This is a genomic window from Streptomyces sp. NPDC047081 (assembly GCF_040643775.1).
Lineage (GTDB): Bacteria > Actinomycetota > Actinomycetes > Streptomycetales > Streptomycetaceae > Streptomyces.
Genome location: NZ_JBEYUY010000040.1, coordinates 67,430 through 82,666 on the forward strand (window position 1 = coordinate 67,430; position 15,237 = coordinate 82,666).

General features: G+C 73.5%; 11 protein-coding genes. 4 read left to right on the forward strand and 7 right to left on the reverse strand.

Annotated features, from left to right (window positions below; all coding sequences use genetic code 11):
* The first annotated feature begins 53 nt into the window (after window positions 1–53).
* From ABZ848_RS44430 to ABZ848_RS44440, 3 genes are all read left to right on the forward strand, one after another.
* Complete coding sequence (locus ABZ848_RS44430; protein WP_360841364.1) at window positions 54–3,920, forward strand: Pls/PosA family non-ribosomal peptide synthetase; 3,867 nt, start codon at window positions 54–56, stop codon at window positions 3,918–3,920.
* A gap of 77 nt (window positions 3,921–3,997) precedes the next feature.
* Window positions 3,998–5,368 (forward strand): M1 family metallopeptidase, encoded by a 1,371-nt coding sequence (locus ABZ848_RS44435; protein WP_360841366.1) that lies wholly within the window; start codon window positions 3,998–4,000, stop codon window positions 5,366–5,368.
* Window positions 5,369–5,434: 66 nt separating this feature from the next.
* Window positions 5,435–5,860, forward strand: coding sequence for a YchJ family metal-binding protein (locus tag ABZ848_RS44440; protein ID WP_360841367.1), 426 nt, complete (start codon window positions 5,435–5,437; stop codon window positions 5,858–5,860).
* Here ABZ848_RS44440 and ABZ848_RS44445 read toward each other — a convergent pair.
* Window positions 5,857–7,146, reverse strand: coding sequence for a M20/M25/M40 family metallo-hydrolase (locus ABZ848_RS44445; RefSeq protein WP_360841385.1), 1,290 nt, complete (start codon window positions 7,144–7,146; stop codon window positions 5,857–5,859). The two genes, ABZ848_RS44440 and ABZ848_RS44445, sit on opposite strands and share 4 nt — an antisense overlap.
* Here ABZ848_RS44445 and ABZ848_RS44450 point away from each other — a divergent pair.
* Window positions 7,135–7,269, forward strand: coding sequence for a hypothetical protein (locus ABZ848_RS44450; protein ID WP_360841369.1), 135 nt, complete (start codon window positions 7,135–7,137; stop codon window positions 7,267–7,269). The genes ABZ848_RS44445 and ABZ848_RS44450 overlap by 12 nt on opposite strands.
* A 405-nt stretch (window positions 7,270–7,674) precedes the next feature.
* Here the strand turns inward: ABZ848_RS44450 and ABZ848_RS44455 are convergent, their stop codons facing one another.
* The 6 genes from ABZ848_RS44455 to ABZ848_RS44480 all read right to left on the reverse strand — a co-directional run.
* Window positions 7,675–8,871: a hypothetical protein gene (locus ABZ848_RS44455; protein WP_360841370.1), complete on the reverse strand. Its 1,197-nt coding sequence runs from the start codon at window positions 8,869–8,871 to the stop codon at window positions 7,675–7,677.
* Between the two features lie 12 nt (window positions 8,872–8,883).
* Window positions 8,884–11,895: a carboxypeptidase regulatory-like domain-containing protein gene (locus tag ABZ848_RS44460; protein WP_360841371.1), complete on the reverse strand. Its 3,012-nt coding sequence runs from the start codon at window positions 11,893–11,895 to the stop codon at window positions 8,884–8,886.
* A 22-nt stretch (window positions 11,896–11,917) separates the two neighbouring features.
* Window positions 11,918–12,391 carry a hypothetical protein gene (locus ABZ848_RS44465; RefSeq protein WP_360841373.1) on the reverse strand — a complete coding sequence of 158 codons (474 nt, stop codon included), beginning with the start codon at window positions 12,389–12,391 and terminating at the stop codon, window positions 11,918–11,920.
* Window positions 12,388–13,827 (reverse strand): hypothetical protein, encoded by a 1,440-nt coding sequence (locus ABZ848_RS44470; RefSeq protein WP_360841375.1) that lies wholly within the window; start codon window positions 13,825–13,827, stop codon window positions 12,388–12,390. Before ABZ848_RS44470 ends, ABZ848_RS44465 begins: the two co-directional genes overlap by 4 nt.
* Window positions 13,828–14,003: 176 nt before the next feature.
* Window positions 14,004–15,026 (reverse strand): hypothetical protein, encoded by a 1,023-nt coding sequence (locus tag ABZ848_RS44475; protein WP_360841376.1) that lies wholly within the window; start codon window positions 15,024–15,026, stop codon window positions 14,004–14,006.
* 22 nt (window positions 15,027–15,048) lie between these two features.
* Window positions 15,049–15,237, reverse strand: a 189-nt coding sequence (locus ABZ848_RS44480; RefSeq protein WP_360841378.1) for a hypothetical protein, incomplete at its 5' end; no start/stop codon positions are given.

Genomic DNA, 15,237 nt, shown 5'->3' on the forward strand with positions numbered 1-15,237 from the left:
CCTGCGGGCCCGCCAGCGCCCCGGAGGCTTCCGGGATCGAGACGCGAGGACCGATGGCAGCCATACACGAGAGCAGCGCTCTCGGCCTGCTCGACGAAGAGCTCAGCGCTGAGATCCACCAGCAGTTCGGCGACACGGCACGTTTTTCGGGAGGTCAGGCGGCCTCTCCGCGGACCCTCGTCGACATCTTCGAGGCGTCCGTGCGGTCGTACCCGGACGAACTCGCCCTGGACGACGGCTCGGTCCAGCTGACCTACCGCGAGCTGGCCGGCGAGGTCGAGCAGCTGCGCCGCCGGCTCGCCGCGGCCGGGGTCGGACTCGGGGACCGTGTGGGTGTCCGGGTCCCCTCCGGCACCAACGACCTGTACGTGGCGATCCTGGCCGTCCTCGCCGCCGGTGCCGCGTATGTCCCGGTGGACGCCGAGGACCCGGACGAGCGGGCCGAGTTGGTGTTCGGGGAAGCCGAGGTGCGGGCCGTCGTCGGCGCCGCCCACGAACTCACCGTGACCGGCCGCAGCGAGGTCCCCGCCGCCCGCCCGGGCGTCGAGCACGACGCGTGGATCATCTTCACCTCCGGATCCACCGGCAGGCCCAAGGGCGTCGCCGTCTCGCACCGCAGCGCCGCCGCCTTCGTGGACGCCGAGGCCGCGCTGTTCCTCACCGAGGACCCGATCGGTCCCGGTGACAGGGTCATGGCGGGCCTGTCGGTCGCCTTCGACGCGTCCTGCGAGGAGATGTGGCTGGCGTGGCGCTACGGCGCCTGTCTGGTGCCGGTCCCCCGCTCCCAGGTCCGCAGCGGCGCCGACCTCGGGCCCTGGCTGGTCGAGCAGGAGATCACCGTGGTGTCCACGGTCCCGACACTCGCCGCGCTCTGGGAGCCGGAGACTCTCAACGACGTACGCCTGCTGATCTTCGGTGGCGAGGCCTGCCCGCCCGAGCTGGTGCAGCGGCTGGTCACGGAGGGTCGCGAGGTCTGGAACACGTACGGGCCGACCGAGGCGACCGTGGTGGCCTGTGCCTCGCTGATGTCCGGCGAGGAGCCGATCCGGATCGGGCTGCCGCTGGACGGCTACGAGCTGGCCGTCGTGGACGAGGCCGGGGTTCCGGTCCGCATGGGTGAGAGCGGTCAGCTGGTGATCGGCGGGGTCGGGCTCGCCCGGTATCTCGACGCCGAGAAGGACGCGGAGAAGTACGCGCCCCTGGAGTCGCTGGGCTGGGAGCGGGCGTACCGCAGCGGTGACCTGGTGAAGGCCGAGGCCGAGGGGCTGGTCTTCCTGGGGCGTGCCGACGAGCAGATCAAGCTCGGCGGGCGCCGCATCGAGCTCGGCGAGGTGGACGCGGCCCTGCAGGCGCTGCCGGGCGTCCAGGGCGCCGCGGCCGCCGTGCGCACCGCCCGCAGCGGCAACCAGCTCCTCGTCGGTTACGTCGTCACCCAGGACGGCTGGGACCAGGCGGCGGCCGTCGAGAAGCTGCGCGCCGAGCTGCCCGCCGCCCTCGTCCCGCTGCTGGCGCCGGTCGCGGACCTCCCGACCCGGACCAGCGGCAAGGTGGACCGCAATGCCCTCCCGTGGCCCCTGGAGGGCCTGGAGACGGGCGGACCGGCCGAGCAGCTGTACGGCACCGAGGCCTGGCTCGCCGAGCAGTGGACGGAAGTCCTCGGCATCCCGATCACCAGTGCCCGCGACGACTTCTTCGCGATCGGCGGCAGCAGCCTGGCCGCCGCTCAGCTGACGACGAGGCTGCGCACCCGCTACCCGAGCGCGGCCGTCGTCGACATCTACCAGAAGCCCACCCTGCGCAAGCTGGCCCGCCATCTGGAGGAGTCGGCGCAGGAGGACGGCGCGCAGCGCACGATCGCCCCGGTGCCGGTCCGCGCCAAGGTGGTCCAGCTGCTGCTCCTGGTCCCGCTCTTCACGCTGCTCGGCCTGCGCTGGGCGGTCCCGCTGGCCGCGCTCGGCAACCTGCTGCCGGCCTGGTCCTGGCTGCCGACCGCCCCCTGGTGGGCGCTGGTGGCCGCCGGACTCGTCCTCTTCACCCCGCCCGGCCGGCTCGCGATCGCCGCGGGCGGGGCGCGGCTGCTGCTGCGGGGCGTGCAGCCCGGGCGTCACGCGCGCGGCGGGAGCGTCCACGTGCGGCTGTGGGCGGCCGAGCGGCTGGCCGAGTTCAGCGGGGCGACCTCGCTGACCGGCTCCTGGCTGGAGCGGTACGCGCGCGCCCTGGGCGCCAAGGTCGGCCAGGACGTCGACCTGCACTCGCTGCCGCCGGTCACCGGCCTGCTCAAGCTGGGCCGGGGCGCCGCTGTGGAGTCCGAGGTCGACCTCTCCGGCTGGTGGCTGGACGGCGACCGGCTGGAGATCGGCACGGTCAAGGTCGGCGCGCACGCCACCGTCGGCACCCGCAGCATGCTCTTCCCGGGCGCCCGCGTCGGCAAGCGCGCCGAGGTGGCCCCCGGCTCGGCCGTCACCGGGCAGATCCCGACCGGACAGCGCTGGGCGGGCGCGCCCGCGGTCAAGCTCGGCAAGGCCAAGCGGAACTGGCCGAAGCACCGGCCGCAGCGCGGCACGTACTGGCGGGTCATGTACGGCCTGACGGGCCTCGCGCTCTCCGCGCTGCCGCTGCTCGCGGGCGCCGCCGCCTTCCTGGTGGCCCGCGCCTTCATCGACGCGGACGCGCCCCTGAAGGGTGCCGCGCTCGCCCTGGTGCCCGCGACGCTGGCGTTCGGGGCGGCGTACGCACTGCTGATCCTGGTCGGCGTACGCCTGCTGAGCCTGGGCCTGCGGGAGGGTACGCACCCCACGCACAGCCGGATCGGGTGGCAGGCCTGGACCGTCACGCAGCTGATGGACCGCTCCCGCGAGACCCTCTTCCCGCTGTACGCGGGGCTGGCCACGCCGGTGTGGCTGCGACTGCTCGGGATGAAGATCGGCCGGGGTGCCGAGGTGTCCACGGTGCTCGCGCTGCCGAGCCTCACCACGGTCGGCGAGGGCGCGTTCCTGGCCGACGACACGCTGACCGCTCCGTACGAGCTCGGTGGTGGCTGGATGCGGATCGGGCGCGCCGAGATCGGGCGGCGGGCCTTCCTCGGGAACTCCGGGATGACCGCGCCGGGCCGCAGTGTGCCGGACGGCGGGCTCGTGGGTGTGCTGTCGGCGACGCCGAAGAAGGCGAAGAAGGGCAGCTCGTACCTGGGGCTGCCGCCGGTGAAGCTGCCGCGCAACGCGGAGACGGGCGACCAGAGCCTGACGTACGACCCGCCGGCCCGGCTGCTGTGGGCGCGCGGGCTGGTCGAGCTGTTCCGGATCGTGCCGGTGTTCTGCTCGGCGGCGCTCGCCGTGGGCACGGTGGCGCTGCTGTGCCTGCTCGGGCCCTGGGCGCCGCTGCTGTCCGGCCTGGTGCTGCTCGCTGCCGGTGTGACGGCGGCCCTGGTGTCGATCGTCGCGAAGTGGCTGCTGGTGGGGCGGCACCGCAGCGGTGAGCACCCGCTGTGGAGCGGCTTCGTGTGGCGCAACGAGCTCGCGGACACCTTCGTCGAGGTCGTGGCCGTGCCCTGGCTGGCCGGCTCGGTGCCCGGTACGCCGCTGATGACGGGCTGGCTGCGCGGTATGGGCGCCCGGATCGGCAAGGGCGTGTGGGTGGAGAGCTACTGGCTGCCCGAGACGGATCTGGTGACCCTTGAGGACGCGTCGACCGTGAACAGAGGTTGCGTCCTGCAGACCCACCTCTTCCACGACCGGATCTTGCGGACGGATACTGTTGTACTCCGTGAGGGCGCAACGCTGGGCCCTGGCGGGATCGTGCTGCCCGGCAGCACGATCGGGGCCCGTACCACCCTGGGTCCCGCGTCGCTCGTCATGGCAGCGGAGTCCGTCCCGGACGACACGCGCTGGCTCGGCAACCCGATCGAGGCATGGCGACCCTGAGCGCGGGCCACTCGGAACCGGTGAGCGGGGCACCGGCGTCCATCAGTGGCAACGCAGCGCAGGGAGCAGAAGCGGCAGTGGCAGTTCAGCAGTCGGCGGGTTCGGACCCGTATTTTCCGGAGCACGGTGACTCCCGTTACCGGGTGCACCGCTATGAGCTCGCGCTGGACTACCGCCCGGGGCCGAACCGACTGGCCGGGAGCGCCCGGATCAACGCCATTGCGGGCCGCTCGCCGCTGGCCGAATTCACCCTGAACCTGGCCGACTTCAAGATCGGCCGGGTCCGGGTGGACGGCCGCCAGCCGCACTACACGCACCGCGGCGGCCGCCTCCGCATCCGCCCCGCGAAGCCGGTCCGTCCGGGCGCGGCCTTCACGGTCGAGGTCCACTGGTCGGGCAACCCCAAGCCGGTCAACAGCCCCTGGGGCGGGCTCGGCTGGGAGGAGCTGGAGGACGGGGCGCTGGTGGCGAGCCAGCCGATCGGGGCGCCGTCCTGGTACCCGTGCAACGACCGGCCCGCGGACAAGGCCTCGTACCAGATCTCCATCACCACGCCGTCCGCGTACGCGGTGGTGGCGGGCGGCCGGCTGCTGACCCGTACGACCCGCGCGTCCACGACGACGTGGGTGTACGAGCAGTCCGCGCCGACGTCGAGCTACCTCGTCGGGCTGGCGATCGGCAAGTACCAGACGGTGCTGCTGGGCGACCCGGGCCCCGGCGGAGTGCCGCAGCACGGCCACATTCCGGCGCACCTGCTCCCCGAGTTCTCCCGGGACTTCGCGCGGCAGCCGCAGATGATGGACCTGTTCCAGGAGCTGTTCGGGCCCTACCCGTTCGACGAGTACGCGGTCCTGGTGACCGAGGAGGAGCTCGACGTCCCGGTCGAGGCACAGGGGTTGTCGCTGTTCGGCGCCAACCACGTGGACGGGGCGCGGGGTTCGGAGCGGCTGGTGGCGCACGAGCTGGCGCACCAGTGGTTCGGCAACAGCGTGTCCATCGCGGACTGGCGGCACATCTGGCTGAACGAGGGCTTCGCCAAGTACGCCGAGTGGCTGTGGTCGGAGCGCTCGGGCGGGCGTACGGCGCACCAACTGGCCGTCGCCGCGCACCGGTTGCTGTCCGCGCAGCCGCAGGACCTGCGGCTGGCCGACCCGGGCCGCAAGTCGATGTTCGACGACCGGCTCTACGAGCGGGGCGGGCTCACCGTGCACGCGCTGCGCTGCGCGCTGGGCGACGACGCGTTCTTCCGCATGCTGCGCGGCTGGGCGGGCCTGCACCGGGGCGGTGCCGTGACCACGACGACGTTCGCGTCCCACGCGGGCCGCTTCTCGGACGAGCCGCTGAACGACCTGTTCGACGCCTGGGTGTACGGCACGGCGCTGCCCTCGATGCCGGCGCAGATCCCGGCCCGCCCGACGCATCCGCCGACGAACGCCGAGTCGGCGTAGGCCGGTCGCAACGCTGCGTTCCCACGTCCGCTTCGTGGGAGACGTCGTTGCAGCAGTATGGAGTCCATGTCCCGACGTACCTCGCGATCCAGGCGGCAGCACGGCTCCGCCCCAGCCCACTCCCCCGCCTGCCCTTGCGGTCTCGCGGAGCCGTACGAGAGGTGCTGTGGCCGATTCCACCGGGGTGCGGCCAAGGCACCCACCGCGGAGGCGTTGATGCGTTCGCGCTACACCGCGTTCGTGAAGCGCAACGAGCAGTACCTGCTCGGGACTTGGCACCCGAGCACCCGCCCCGCAACCCTCGACCTCGACCCCGGAACGCGCTGGACGGGCCTGGAGATCCTCGGCACGACCGACGGCACGGCCTTCCACGGCACCGGCACGGTGACCTTCCGCGCGTCCTTCCGGGGCGGCTCGCTGCACGAGCGCAGCCGGTTCGAGCGGGTGGAGGGGGCTTGGGTGTACGTGGACGGGGAGTTCCTCGACGGCTAGCGGGCGCCGAGTTCCCCGTACAGCCGGACGCATATGTCGGTGCCGCGGTGCAGGCGGGTTATGGCGAAGCGTTCGTTCGGGGCGTGGATACGGTCGCCGGGGAGGCCGAAGCCGAGCAGGAGGGTCTGGGTGCCGGTGGTGGCCGCGAGGTCGCTGACGAAGGGGATGGAGCCGCCCGAGGGCAGCAGGAGGGGTGCCCGGCCGAAGACGGGGACGGTGGCCCGGCGTGCGGCGGCGACGCCCGGATGGCGGAGGTCGAGGGTGTACGGCGGGCAGGCGGCGAGGAGTGTGAGCCGCGCCCTGACTCCTGGGTACGGGAGGCGCCGCTCCAGGTGGGCGCGCAGGGCCCGGAACACGGTGACCGGTCGCTGATCGGGGACCAGGCGGACGCTCAGCTCGGCACCGGCTCTGCGCGGGATGGCGGAACGGGCTTCGGCGCGCAGGGCGGTGACGACCACGGCCGGGCGGACGGTGGCGCGTTCGAAGGCGGAGTAGCCGGGTTCGCCGTGTCCGTAAGGGAGTTGGGCCGGGGTGAGGAGCCGGCGGTCGGTGGGGCCGTCGCGGGCGAGGCGGGCGCGGGTGGACGGGCTGAGGGGCCGTACGCCGTCGTGCAAGCCGTCGACGGCGATACGGCCGTCGGGGCGGTGCAGGCTCGCCACCAGGGCGGACAGCACCTGCGCGGGTTCGGCCACGGCACCGCCGTAGGCACCGGCGTGCAGGTCGGTGGCGGGGCCGGTCACGTCGAGGCGGACCGAGAGGGAGCCGCGCAGGCCGGTGACGAGGACGGGGGTGTACGGGTCCCGCATCCGGGTGTCGGAGACGACCGCGAGGTCGGCACGCAGCTCGGCGGGGTCGCGGCGCAGGGCGTGCCGGAGGGTGGGGCTGCCGATCTCCTCCTCCCCGTCCAGCACGACCCGCAGATTGACGGGTGGCCCGCCGGTCGCCAACCACGCCTCGATCGCCGCGAGTTGGGCGACGAGCTGCCCCTTGTCGTCGCTGGCGCCGCGGGCGTGGACGTAACCGCCGTGGACGGTGGGGCGGAAGGGTTCCCTGGCCCAGGCGGACCTCGGCCCAGCGGGCTGGACGTCGTAGTGGCCGTAGACGAGCACGACGGGAGCACCGGGCCGCCGCAGCCACTCACCGGTGACGACGGGGGCGACGCGGCCTGTCCGCACGGCGACGCCGTCGAGCCCGATGCGGCGGAGGTGCGCGGCGAGTACGGCGGCACATCTGTGCAGGTCGGGCCGGTGGGCGGGGCTGGAGCTGACGGTGGGGTGGCGGAGCAGGTCGCGGAGGAGGGTGAGGGTGTGGGGGCGGCGGGCGCGGGCGTGGCGGAGGGCCGTGGCGGTGGGGCCTGGGCCGAGGACCTGAACGGCACGCGAACGAGCCGGCCGAGCACCCTCGGATGACGGGACGGCACCCGCCCGGACGACGTCGATCGCTCACCTCCGATGACTGGACGAGACTCGAGCGGACGGCTGCGCCGCGCCATGGACGGAGAGATCACCCCGGCGGGGTGGCCTCCTGCGCGGAGAACGCGCATTCATCCCGGGCCTGACGGGAGAGGCCACCCCACCAGGGGTGCCTCCCTGCGCAGCAGCGGGCCGCCTCACTGCGCCCCTGGCTCGGAGGCCGCCCCACCGGGTTCCTCTGCCGTGCCAGAGCAGGTGGGCGCGTCTGGCCCTCGCGAGGTAGCCCGGGCGGGTGGGTTCGCTGTGGCCGTGGCCGGGTTGCCGCGACGGCGGGGTGGGCGTCGGTGCCCGGTCGGCGGCATGCGTTCCGTGCGCGGGGCGGCCCGGGCTCGTGGGTGGTGGTCAGGCGCGTGCTCCGTTGAGGTGTGCGGGGACGCGGCCTCGGGTGCCGCGGGCCGCCGGTGGGGCCGGTGGGCGGGGGCGGGTGATGCGCTGGGCGCCTGTCGCCGGGGCCGACGAGCGGTCCCAGGGCAGGCCGCGGCGGTCCTCCTGGCGGACCGCGACGCCCAGGGACTGGGCGCTGGTCAGCCATTCCTCCGCGCTCTCGGCGATCTCCAGCAGAAGGGTCTCGAACTTGGCGCGCTGGGTCTGCAGCAGATGCGGCTGCGCCAGCCAGCGCAGCACCTCGCGACCGGCGATGCCCATGCGCTGCCGCGGCGAGGTGACCAGACGTTCGCCGAAGTACTGGGCCAGCACGATCTCGACGACGTCCCACGCGGTGTCGGCGCCGTAGAGCCGCCTGATGTCCTCGGAGCCGAGGATCCGGTACGCCTCGTCGAGGAGTTGCATGACCTCGACGCGGAGCACGTTGACATGGCCGTACGAGGTGAACTTGAGGTTGTTGCGCAGGTCGAGGCCGGCCCGCCGGACGACGGCGATGCTGCCGAAGCTCGGGTCGTACGCCCGCTCCCGCACCACGTCCGCGATCCGCTTGTCGCGGTGGAAGAGGGCGACCTGGTTGACGAAGTGCTCGAACAGACCGTGGAAGTCGCCGTTGGCACGGGAACCGGAGGGGACGGGCGCCCTGCCGTAGCCGAAGGCACGGCGGTAGGCCGCCAGCCGGTCGCGCCGGGTGTAGCGCAGCACCTCGCGGCGGTCGAACTGGTAGAGCGCGTACGCGCCCGCCCCGCTGGACAGGTACACCGCACCCGCCCGGAACAGCTCCTGGAGCTTCTGCACGGCGCGGAACACGCCGATCATCTCGTGCTGGTAGATGTAGTAGAGGTCGGCCATCGCCACGAGCCGCTCGGAGGACACCGTCTCGTCGTACGGCTCGATGGCCTGCGGCAGCCGCGTCTTGCCGAGCGCGTCGGCGGCCTGCTCGCCGATGCCGACGAGCTGGGCGAGGCCCTTGTCGGGCGGCGGCTTCTGCTCCAGGTCCGCCTTGACCGCGGACTGCAGCAGGTCGTCGATCTGCTTCGTCAGCACGTCCGCCAGCTGCGGATCGGCGACGAGCTGCGCGGACAGCCGGTCGGTGACGGTCTCCCGGAGGGCCGCGATGCGGTCGAGGAAGGCCTGGTAGTCCTGTTCGTTCGCCATGGGTCTCCTCCGTCAGGTCGTCAGCGCGTCGACCGTGTTGCTGCGGATGCCGCCCGGGTTGACCACGGTGATCAGCCAGGTGATGGGGGCCGACGGCGCCCCGGCGGTCAGGAAGCCGAAGGTGAAGCCCGCCCGGCCCGCACGGCTCAGGTCCACCGCGTCCGTGGAACGCACCTCACCGAGCTCCGCCCGGCCCTCGGGGGTGAGGACGGCCCGTGAGCCGGCCTGGAAGCCACGGCCCACGACCGTCACCGTACGGGTGCCGTTCTTGTCGTCCTGGACCACCTCGTCGACGAAGACGATCTCCAGGGTCTCGGGGCGCTGCACGGCGCTCGACAGCCGTACCGTGTCGCCGAGTTGGGTACGCAGTTCGCCGAGCGCCCGCCGGACACGCGGGGTCCGCATGCCCTCCGGCAGGGTCGGGTCGCCGCCCTGGTTCAGCGGCGCGGCCAGCCCCTCGGTGAGCGCCACCAGCCGGGCCAGCTCCTTCAGCATGGGCGCGATCGCGATGACTCCGTCCTTGCCGGCGTCCTGGATGAGCCGCGGCCCCTCGGCGGTGGAGACCCGCACCACCCAGTCCAGCAGGTCGGACAGGAGGATCGGCGGGGTGGCGGGGGTCGTCGGGGTTCCGTCCTTGAACTGGAGCTGGACGGTCTGGCGTTGGGCCGCGTCCACGAAGACGGAGTCCAGTGCGAAGACGGTCTCCTCCACGGACTGGGCGACGACGTCCAGGCTGCGGGACAGCTGGATCAGGACGGTGCCGAGCGCGGTCTGGTCGCTGGTGCCGGAGAACAGGTCGCGGTCCAGGTCCCAGCCGGCGGCGAGCGCGAGGACGTGGTCGACGACGATACGGAAGGTGGTGACGATCCGTTCCTCGTCGAGGGTGCCGATGCGCGCGGTACTGAGCCCGAACCTGTCGCGGAGCTGGGCGAGTTGGCCGCCCACCGCGTCCGGGTCGAGTTTGATGCCGGGGTTGCGGTTGCCGAGCAGCAGCGTGAACAGCTCGTCCACGCGCCGGATGCGCGGTCCGCCCTCCACAGCCAACTCGTCGACGAGTTCGCCGAGTTCGGTCCGCACGATGGTTCGGACCGCCTCGGTGTCCTGCGGGTCGGCGGCCGGGTCGAGCGGGGTGAGGGCGTCGAGCAGCGGCACGATCTGGTCCAGCGCGTTCTTCGCCCGCTGGTAGATGCTGGCCTGCGCGCCGGTCAGGGCCCCGAGGTCGGCCTGGACGGCGTATCCGCGCGGATGCCAGGTGAACTCGGTGTGCCCCTGCACCTCGCGCAGTTCGAAGGCGCCGGCGAGAGCGGCCTGGAAGCCGGAGGTGTTGGAGCCGGGCCGCCAGCCGAGGACGTCCCGCAGGGCGTTCTCCACGGTCTGGCCGAACGACGCGGCACGGTCGACGACGCCGCCCACCGCGGCCCGGCCCCCGCCGCCGATCTCCTCGGTGAGCACCGGGAAGGTGGACAGGTCCACGATGTTCGGGTCGGGCGTCGGCGGGATCGAACCGCCGGACGGGGTACCGGAGTTGCCGTCGAGGAAGTACACGGGATCCAGCTGCTTGCGGGAGTGCACCTCCACCGGGAAGCGGCGCACCGGCCGCCCGTCCTGGCTGGCCACCGCCACCAGGAACCGTCCGGCCGAGGGCGCGTGCCACTCGTAGTAGCCCTTGTCGCTCGCCTGCGTGGTGCCGAGCTCCGTGGTGCCGTCGGCGCTGAAAAACTCCACGGTGGCGAAGGCGAGTTCGGCACCGGTCTCGTCGCGGACGAAGCCGTAGATCACGTGGGGTTCCTCGTCGAGGACGAGGTCGGGCGCCAGGGTGGTGCGCTGCTCGGTGACGGTCGCGGTGACGCCCTCGGGCGGGTCCGCCAGAAGTTTGCGTCCACCGACGTTGACAGGCTGCCGCGCGGGCTTCACCTGCCAGTCGCCCACGGGCAGGCTCTGGAAGGCGTAGTGGCCCTGGGCGTCGGTGGTCTCCTGGGCCACCCGGTCGTCCTGCTCCTGCCGGGCCTCGATCACCACCTGGCTCAGCGGGACGCCCGCGCGGTCCGTCACGTCCCCTTCCAGGCGTCCGGTCGCCGTCGTGGCGAGCCTGAACGCGAAGGAACCGGACAGGTCGGCCTTGTCACCGGCCCGGACCGTGACGTTGGCACGGTGCCGGCCGGGGACCGCGTCGACGGGCAGCCTGGTGGCGCCATAGGTGACAGCGGAGGTGTCGACGACGGCGACGGTGACCCGGCCGGCCTCGACGTCGTCGAACACGCAGGTGGGATTGACCGCGTCGGTGGTCACCTGCTCCGGTTCGTCGGTACGGCCGTCCGCCCGGGTCAGTTCGAAGACCACGCCGGTGAGAGGTGTGCCGTTGAGGCACGGGGTGACGGAGAGCGTGGCCGGGGCGGGCCGGTAGTAGACGTCCACGGCGTACTCGGGAGGCCGCCCCTCGCCCACGGCCCGCCGGTCGATCTCGAACCGGCCGTCACGCGGGACGACCCGGGCGCCGGGGTGGGCGCAGGGATCCACGGTCACCTCGGCATCGTGGCAGGCGGCGTAGACGGTGCCGTCGGGGGCGCTGGTGAAGGATTCTCCGTCCACCTTGATCTCCGCTCCGGCGAGCGGCTTTCCGGATTCGAGCAGGGCGTGCAGCAGGAACAGCCGCCTGTCCTCGCCCGGGTTCAGGACGACCTCCACGTCGGCGTGACCGTGCTCGGGGATCTCGATGTGCTGCCGGTCTTCGTCGTCGGCGCCGTGCGCGACGAGCGCGGTGAACGCCTTGAAGACGGGGCTTGCCTCGATGTCGACCCGGTAGCGGCCGCAGGGCAGCCCCTTGGCGTGGACGAGACCTTCCTCGTCGGTGGCGTCGAGAGTGACCGGCCCGCGGTTCTCCGCCTCATCGTCGCCGTGCGGAGCACCGCGGGTCAGCGTCAGCACGACACCGGCGGGGGTGGGCCAGCCCTGGCGCCACCGGTCGGGCTCCTTCTCGTCCACGTGACGCGGGCTGAGGAAGACCCGGATCGTGAGCTTCGGCATCGTGCTCTCCTTCCTCTCCAGGTCAGCGGCGTACGCCGGACGTGGAGCACGTGGTGTTCAGCGCGGCGATCTCCTGCCAGTAGGCGAGGGCCGCGGGCAGGACGTCGCTCCAGAGCGCCTGCTGGCAGGCGTGGACGCAGCGGACCACCTCGTCCGCCCAGGCACCGGCCTCGCGCCCGAACTCGCCGCCCAGCTCCCCCAGTTCGGCGAGACGCTCCGGCGCGGCCAGCCGGTCGACGAGGACGCTGCCCAGGGTGAGGACGTACGACTGGCACTGGGCGACGGCGGCCGTGCAGTCGCCCCGCGCGGCGCCGGCCGCGAGTTCGGCCGCGCCGCTCGTCTCCAGCGCGGCGTCGGCGACCTCGTCCACCAGCACCACGCCCCCGCCGCGGGGCTGGTCGGACACGGCGATCAGTTCCAGTTCGCGCGTGGTGTCGCGCAGCCGGTGCAGGGCCGCCGTGAGGGCCGTGTGCGCGGACTGGAGGGTCACCGTCATCGCCTCGCCAGTTCCGTGTAGAAGTTGCGGGTGATCACGCCCGGCCGGGCCAGGCCCCGGTCGAGGGCCGAGCGGGCGGCGCCGATCAGGAAGCGGGCCGGGATGATGCCGGGGTCGGTGCCGGCGGCGAGGCGCTCGGCGGCCTCCCGCTGCATCGCGTACTCCTTGCCGCCGAAGGGCAGCACCTGGGCGAGGCTGCGGCGGCCGAGCTGTGGGAAGGGGCGGAAGCAGAGGGCGTCGACGACCGCCGGGTGGGCGGTGGCGAAGGTCGCGAGCAGTTCGCGCGGGAGGCTGCCGGCCCGTGGATCGGGATAGATCGCGGCCCACAACCGCCCGTACCGCCCGGCCTGTTCCTCGAAGCCCATCCTCCGCAGCAGCTCGATCGAGATCCAGGCCCGGAACCAGGGCGTCGGGTGCGGGCCGACCGGGCTGTACGTCAGCACGGTCGCCGGGGCGCGGCCGATCACGTCGAGCAGCGAGCCGACCACGGCGGGGCCGCCGAGCAGCAGCGCGCACAGATCGGCGTGGATCTCGCGGTTCCACCGCACCCAGGTGCGGACGACGGCGGGCGGGCAGCCCTCGTCGAGGAGCCGGCGGGCGATGGCACGCGGCACGGCCTTGTCGAGGCCGAGGTCGCTCTGCAGGTTGTGGGAGACCTCGTGCAGGACGGCGCCCAGGGTCCAGGGGTTCACCAGGCGGTGGTAGGGCAGCTGGACCAGCGGGAACGGGTTGAGCCGGCGGCCGAGGCGGCGCAGCGGGATGCCGCGGCGGAAGGTGGCCGGTGAGAACCCGGTGCGCATGAAGGAGAAGGGCGGAGGCGCGGGAAGGGGCTTGGCCTCGCCGACTCCCAGGTAAGCGGCCTGGTAGCAGGACAGCGCGATCCGGTCGCAGGACAGCAGCGCGTCCGCGAACACGGACTGCCGCTGCCCGAACAACTCGAAGTAGAAGTCCCAGATCCGCTCGACCTCACGCACCCAGTCGTGCGCCTGCTCCTTGGCGGTGAGCAGGTTCTGCATCCGCCGGGTCCCCGGCTGCGCCGCCGCGCCGCGGGCCAGCGTGCGCACCTGCTCGCTCTGCCGCAGCAGTTCGCCGCGCAACTGCCCGAGCAGCGCGTTGACGGCCTGGAGATGCCCGGCGGTGGGCGCGGCGGCTCCGCCACCGAACTCCCCGGCCCGGAAGGGCCGCAGCGCGGCGGCATGCCGGGTGACGTTCAACCCCTGGGCGCGGAGCCAGGGTTGCCGTACCGGCACGGCAGTCGGGGACCTCGGGGCAGACCGCCCGGACTGCACGACAGCGGTCCCCGGATCGGGCGTACGGACCGGGGCGACCGGTGCGGGACGACGCCGGGTCCGCGGCTGCACGGCCATCACCGGGCGCACCCCGGTGCGCGCCGCGCCCGGTGTCCGGGCCCGTTCACGGGCAATGGGCGCGGTCACGGCCGCCCTCCGATCGAACGACGGCCCATGGAGACGCAGGCCCGCTGCAACCCCCTGAGGGGCGCGGGGCTGTGTTGAATGTGCGGCTGCCGCCGCGCGGGCGCGACCAGCCCCCACCCACCCGCACCCGCACCCGCACCCGCACCCGCACGACAAGCCCCCATCACCGGCCTCCGTCAGTAGCCGTACGGCCTGCGCGCCCGCACCGGCCGATAAGCAGGCACCGGAACCCACGCGACGGACATGGGCGGCAGACCGGCCGGGCGACGCGGCACGTAACCTCGGCGCGACACCGGTGCGGGCATCCGCCGCGCACGTAGCCCCGGCGCGGCCGTCCTCGTCGGCCCCGCGGCCACCGCCCGAACCGCGGCGGTCGAAACCGGCGCCACTCCACCAGCCCCGGACCGCACGGCCTGGTGGTACCGGCGGTCCACGGCCCGCGCCCGCCGCAGCACCGCACGCCGACGCCGCGGGTCGGACAGCACCGCCGCGGTCTGTCCGGCGAGCGTGCGGGCCGCCGACCGCGCCGTGACCGGCCGTCCCCGGGCCACCTGACGGGCCAGGCTGCGCGTGGTGCGTACGGCGATTGTGGGCAGCGCCCGGACCAACGGCCGCGTCGCGGGGTTGCGGCGCAGCGTGCGGGTCACGCCCGCCAGACCGCGGACGAGTTGCGGGGCGCTGCGGATGACGGCAGGCGCGGCCCGGCGGACCAGCCCCACGGCGATCGGCGCGAGTGCCCCGATGAACGCCTCGGCCTCCTCCTCCGACTCCGTCTCGGCGGCGGCATGCCCCAGGTGCTCCATCAGGGCGTCCGGATAGACCCGGCGCAGGGGATTGGTCATCCCCTCGGCCTCGTACTCGGCGGACTCGTACTCGAACTCGCCCTCGTACTCGTAGAAGGCCTCGTTCTCGAAGAGGGACTCCTCCTCGAACTCCCCCTCATACAGGCCCTCTTCCTCGTACTCCCCCTCGAACTCGCCCTCCGACTCGAAGAGATACTCCTCCTCCGGGTCGCCGCCGCTCAGCGCGCCCAGCGCCGAGCGCGCCGCCCGGCCGGCGAGGCCCGCGAGCGAGGACAGGAACTCCTCGCCCTCGCCCTCGGCTTCGGCCTCGTACAGGTTCTCCCACTCCCCTTCCAGTTCGGGGAGCGGCGCCGCGCCGGACGTCCGGGGACCGGCACCGTTGGTGGTCGTGCTCATGGCCGCAGTCCTTCCCTAGGGTTCAGCGCAGGGCCGAGTAGCCGGGGCGGCGGGGCCGCGCGCCCGCGTAGGGGCGGCGGGTGCGGGTGGCGGGACCGGTGGCACGGACCGCAGTCGCGGCCCGCACGTTGCGCTGCAGGGCGCGGGTCGTCTGCTGCGGGCTGCCCAGCACCCGGCGGGTCTGCCCCGCCATCACGCGCGCGGCGGTACG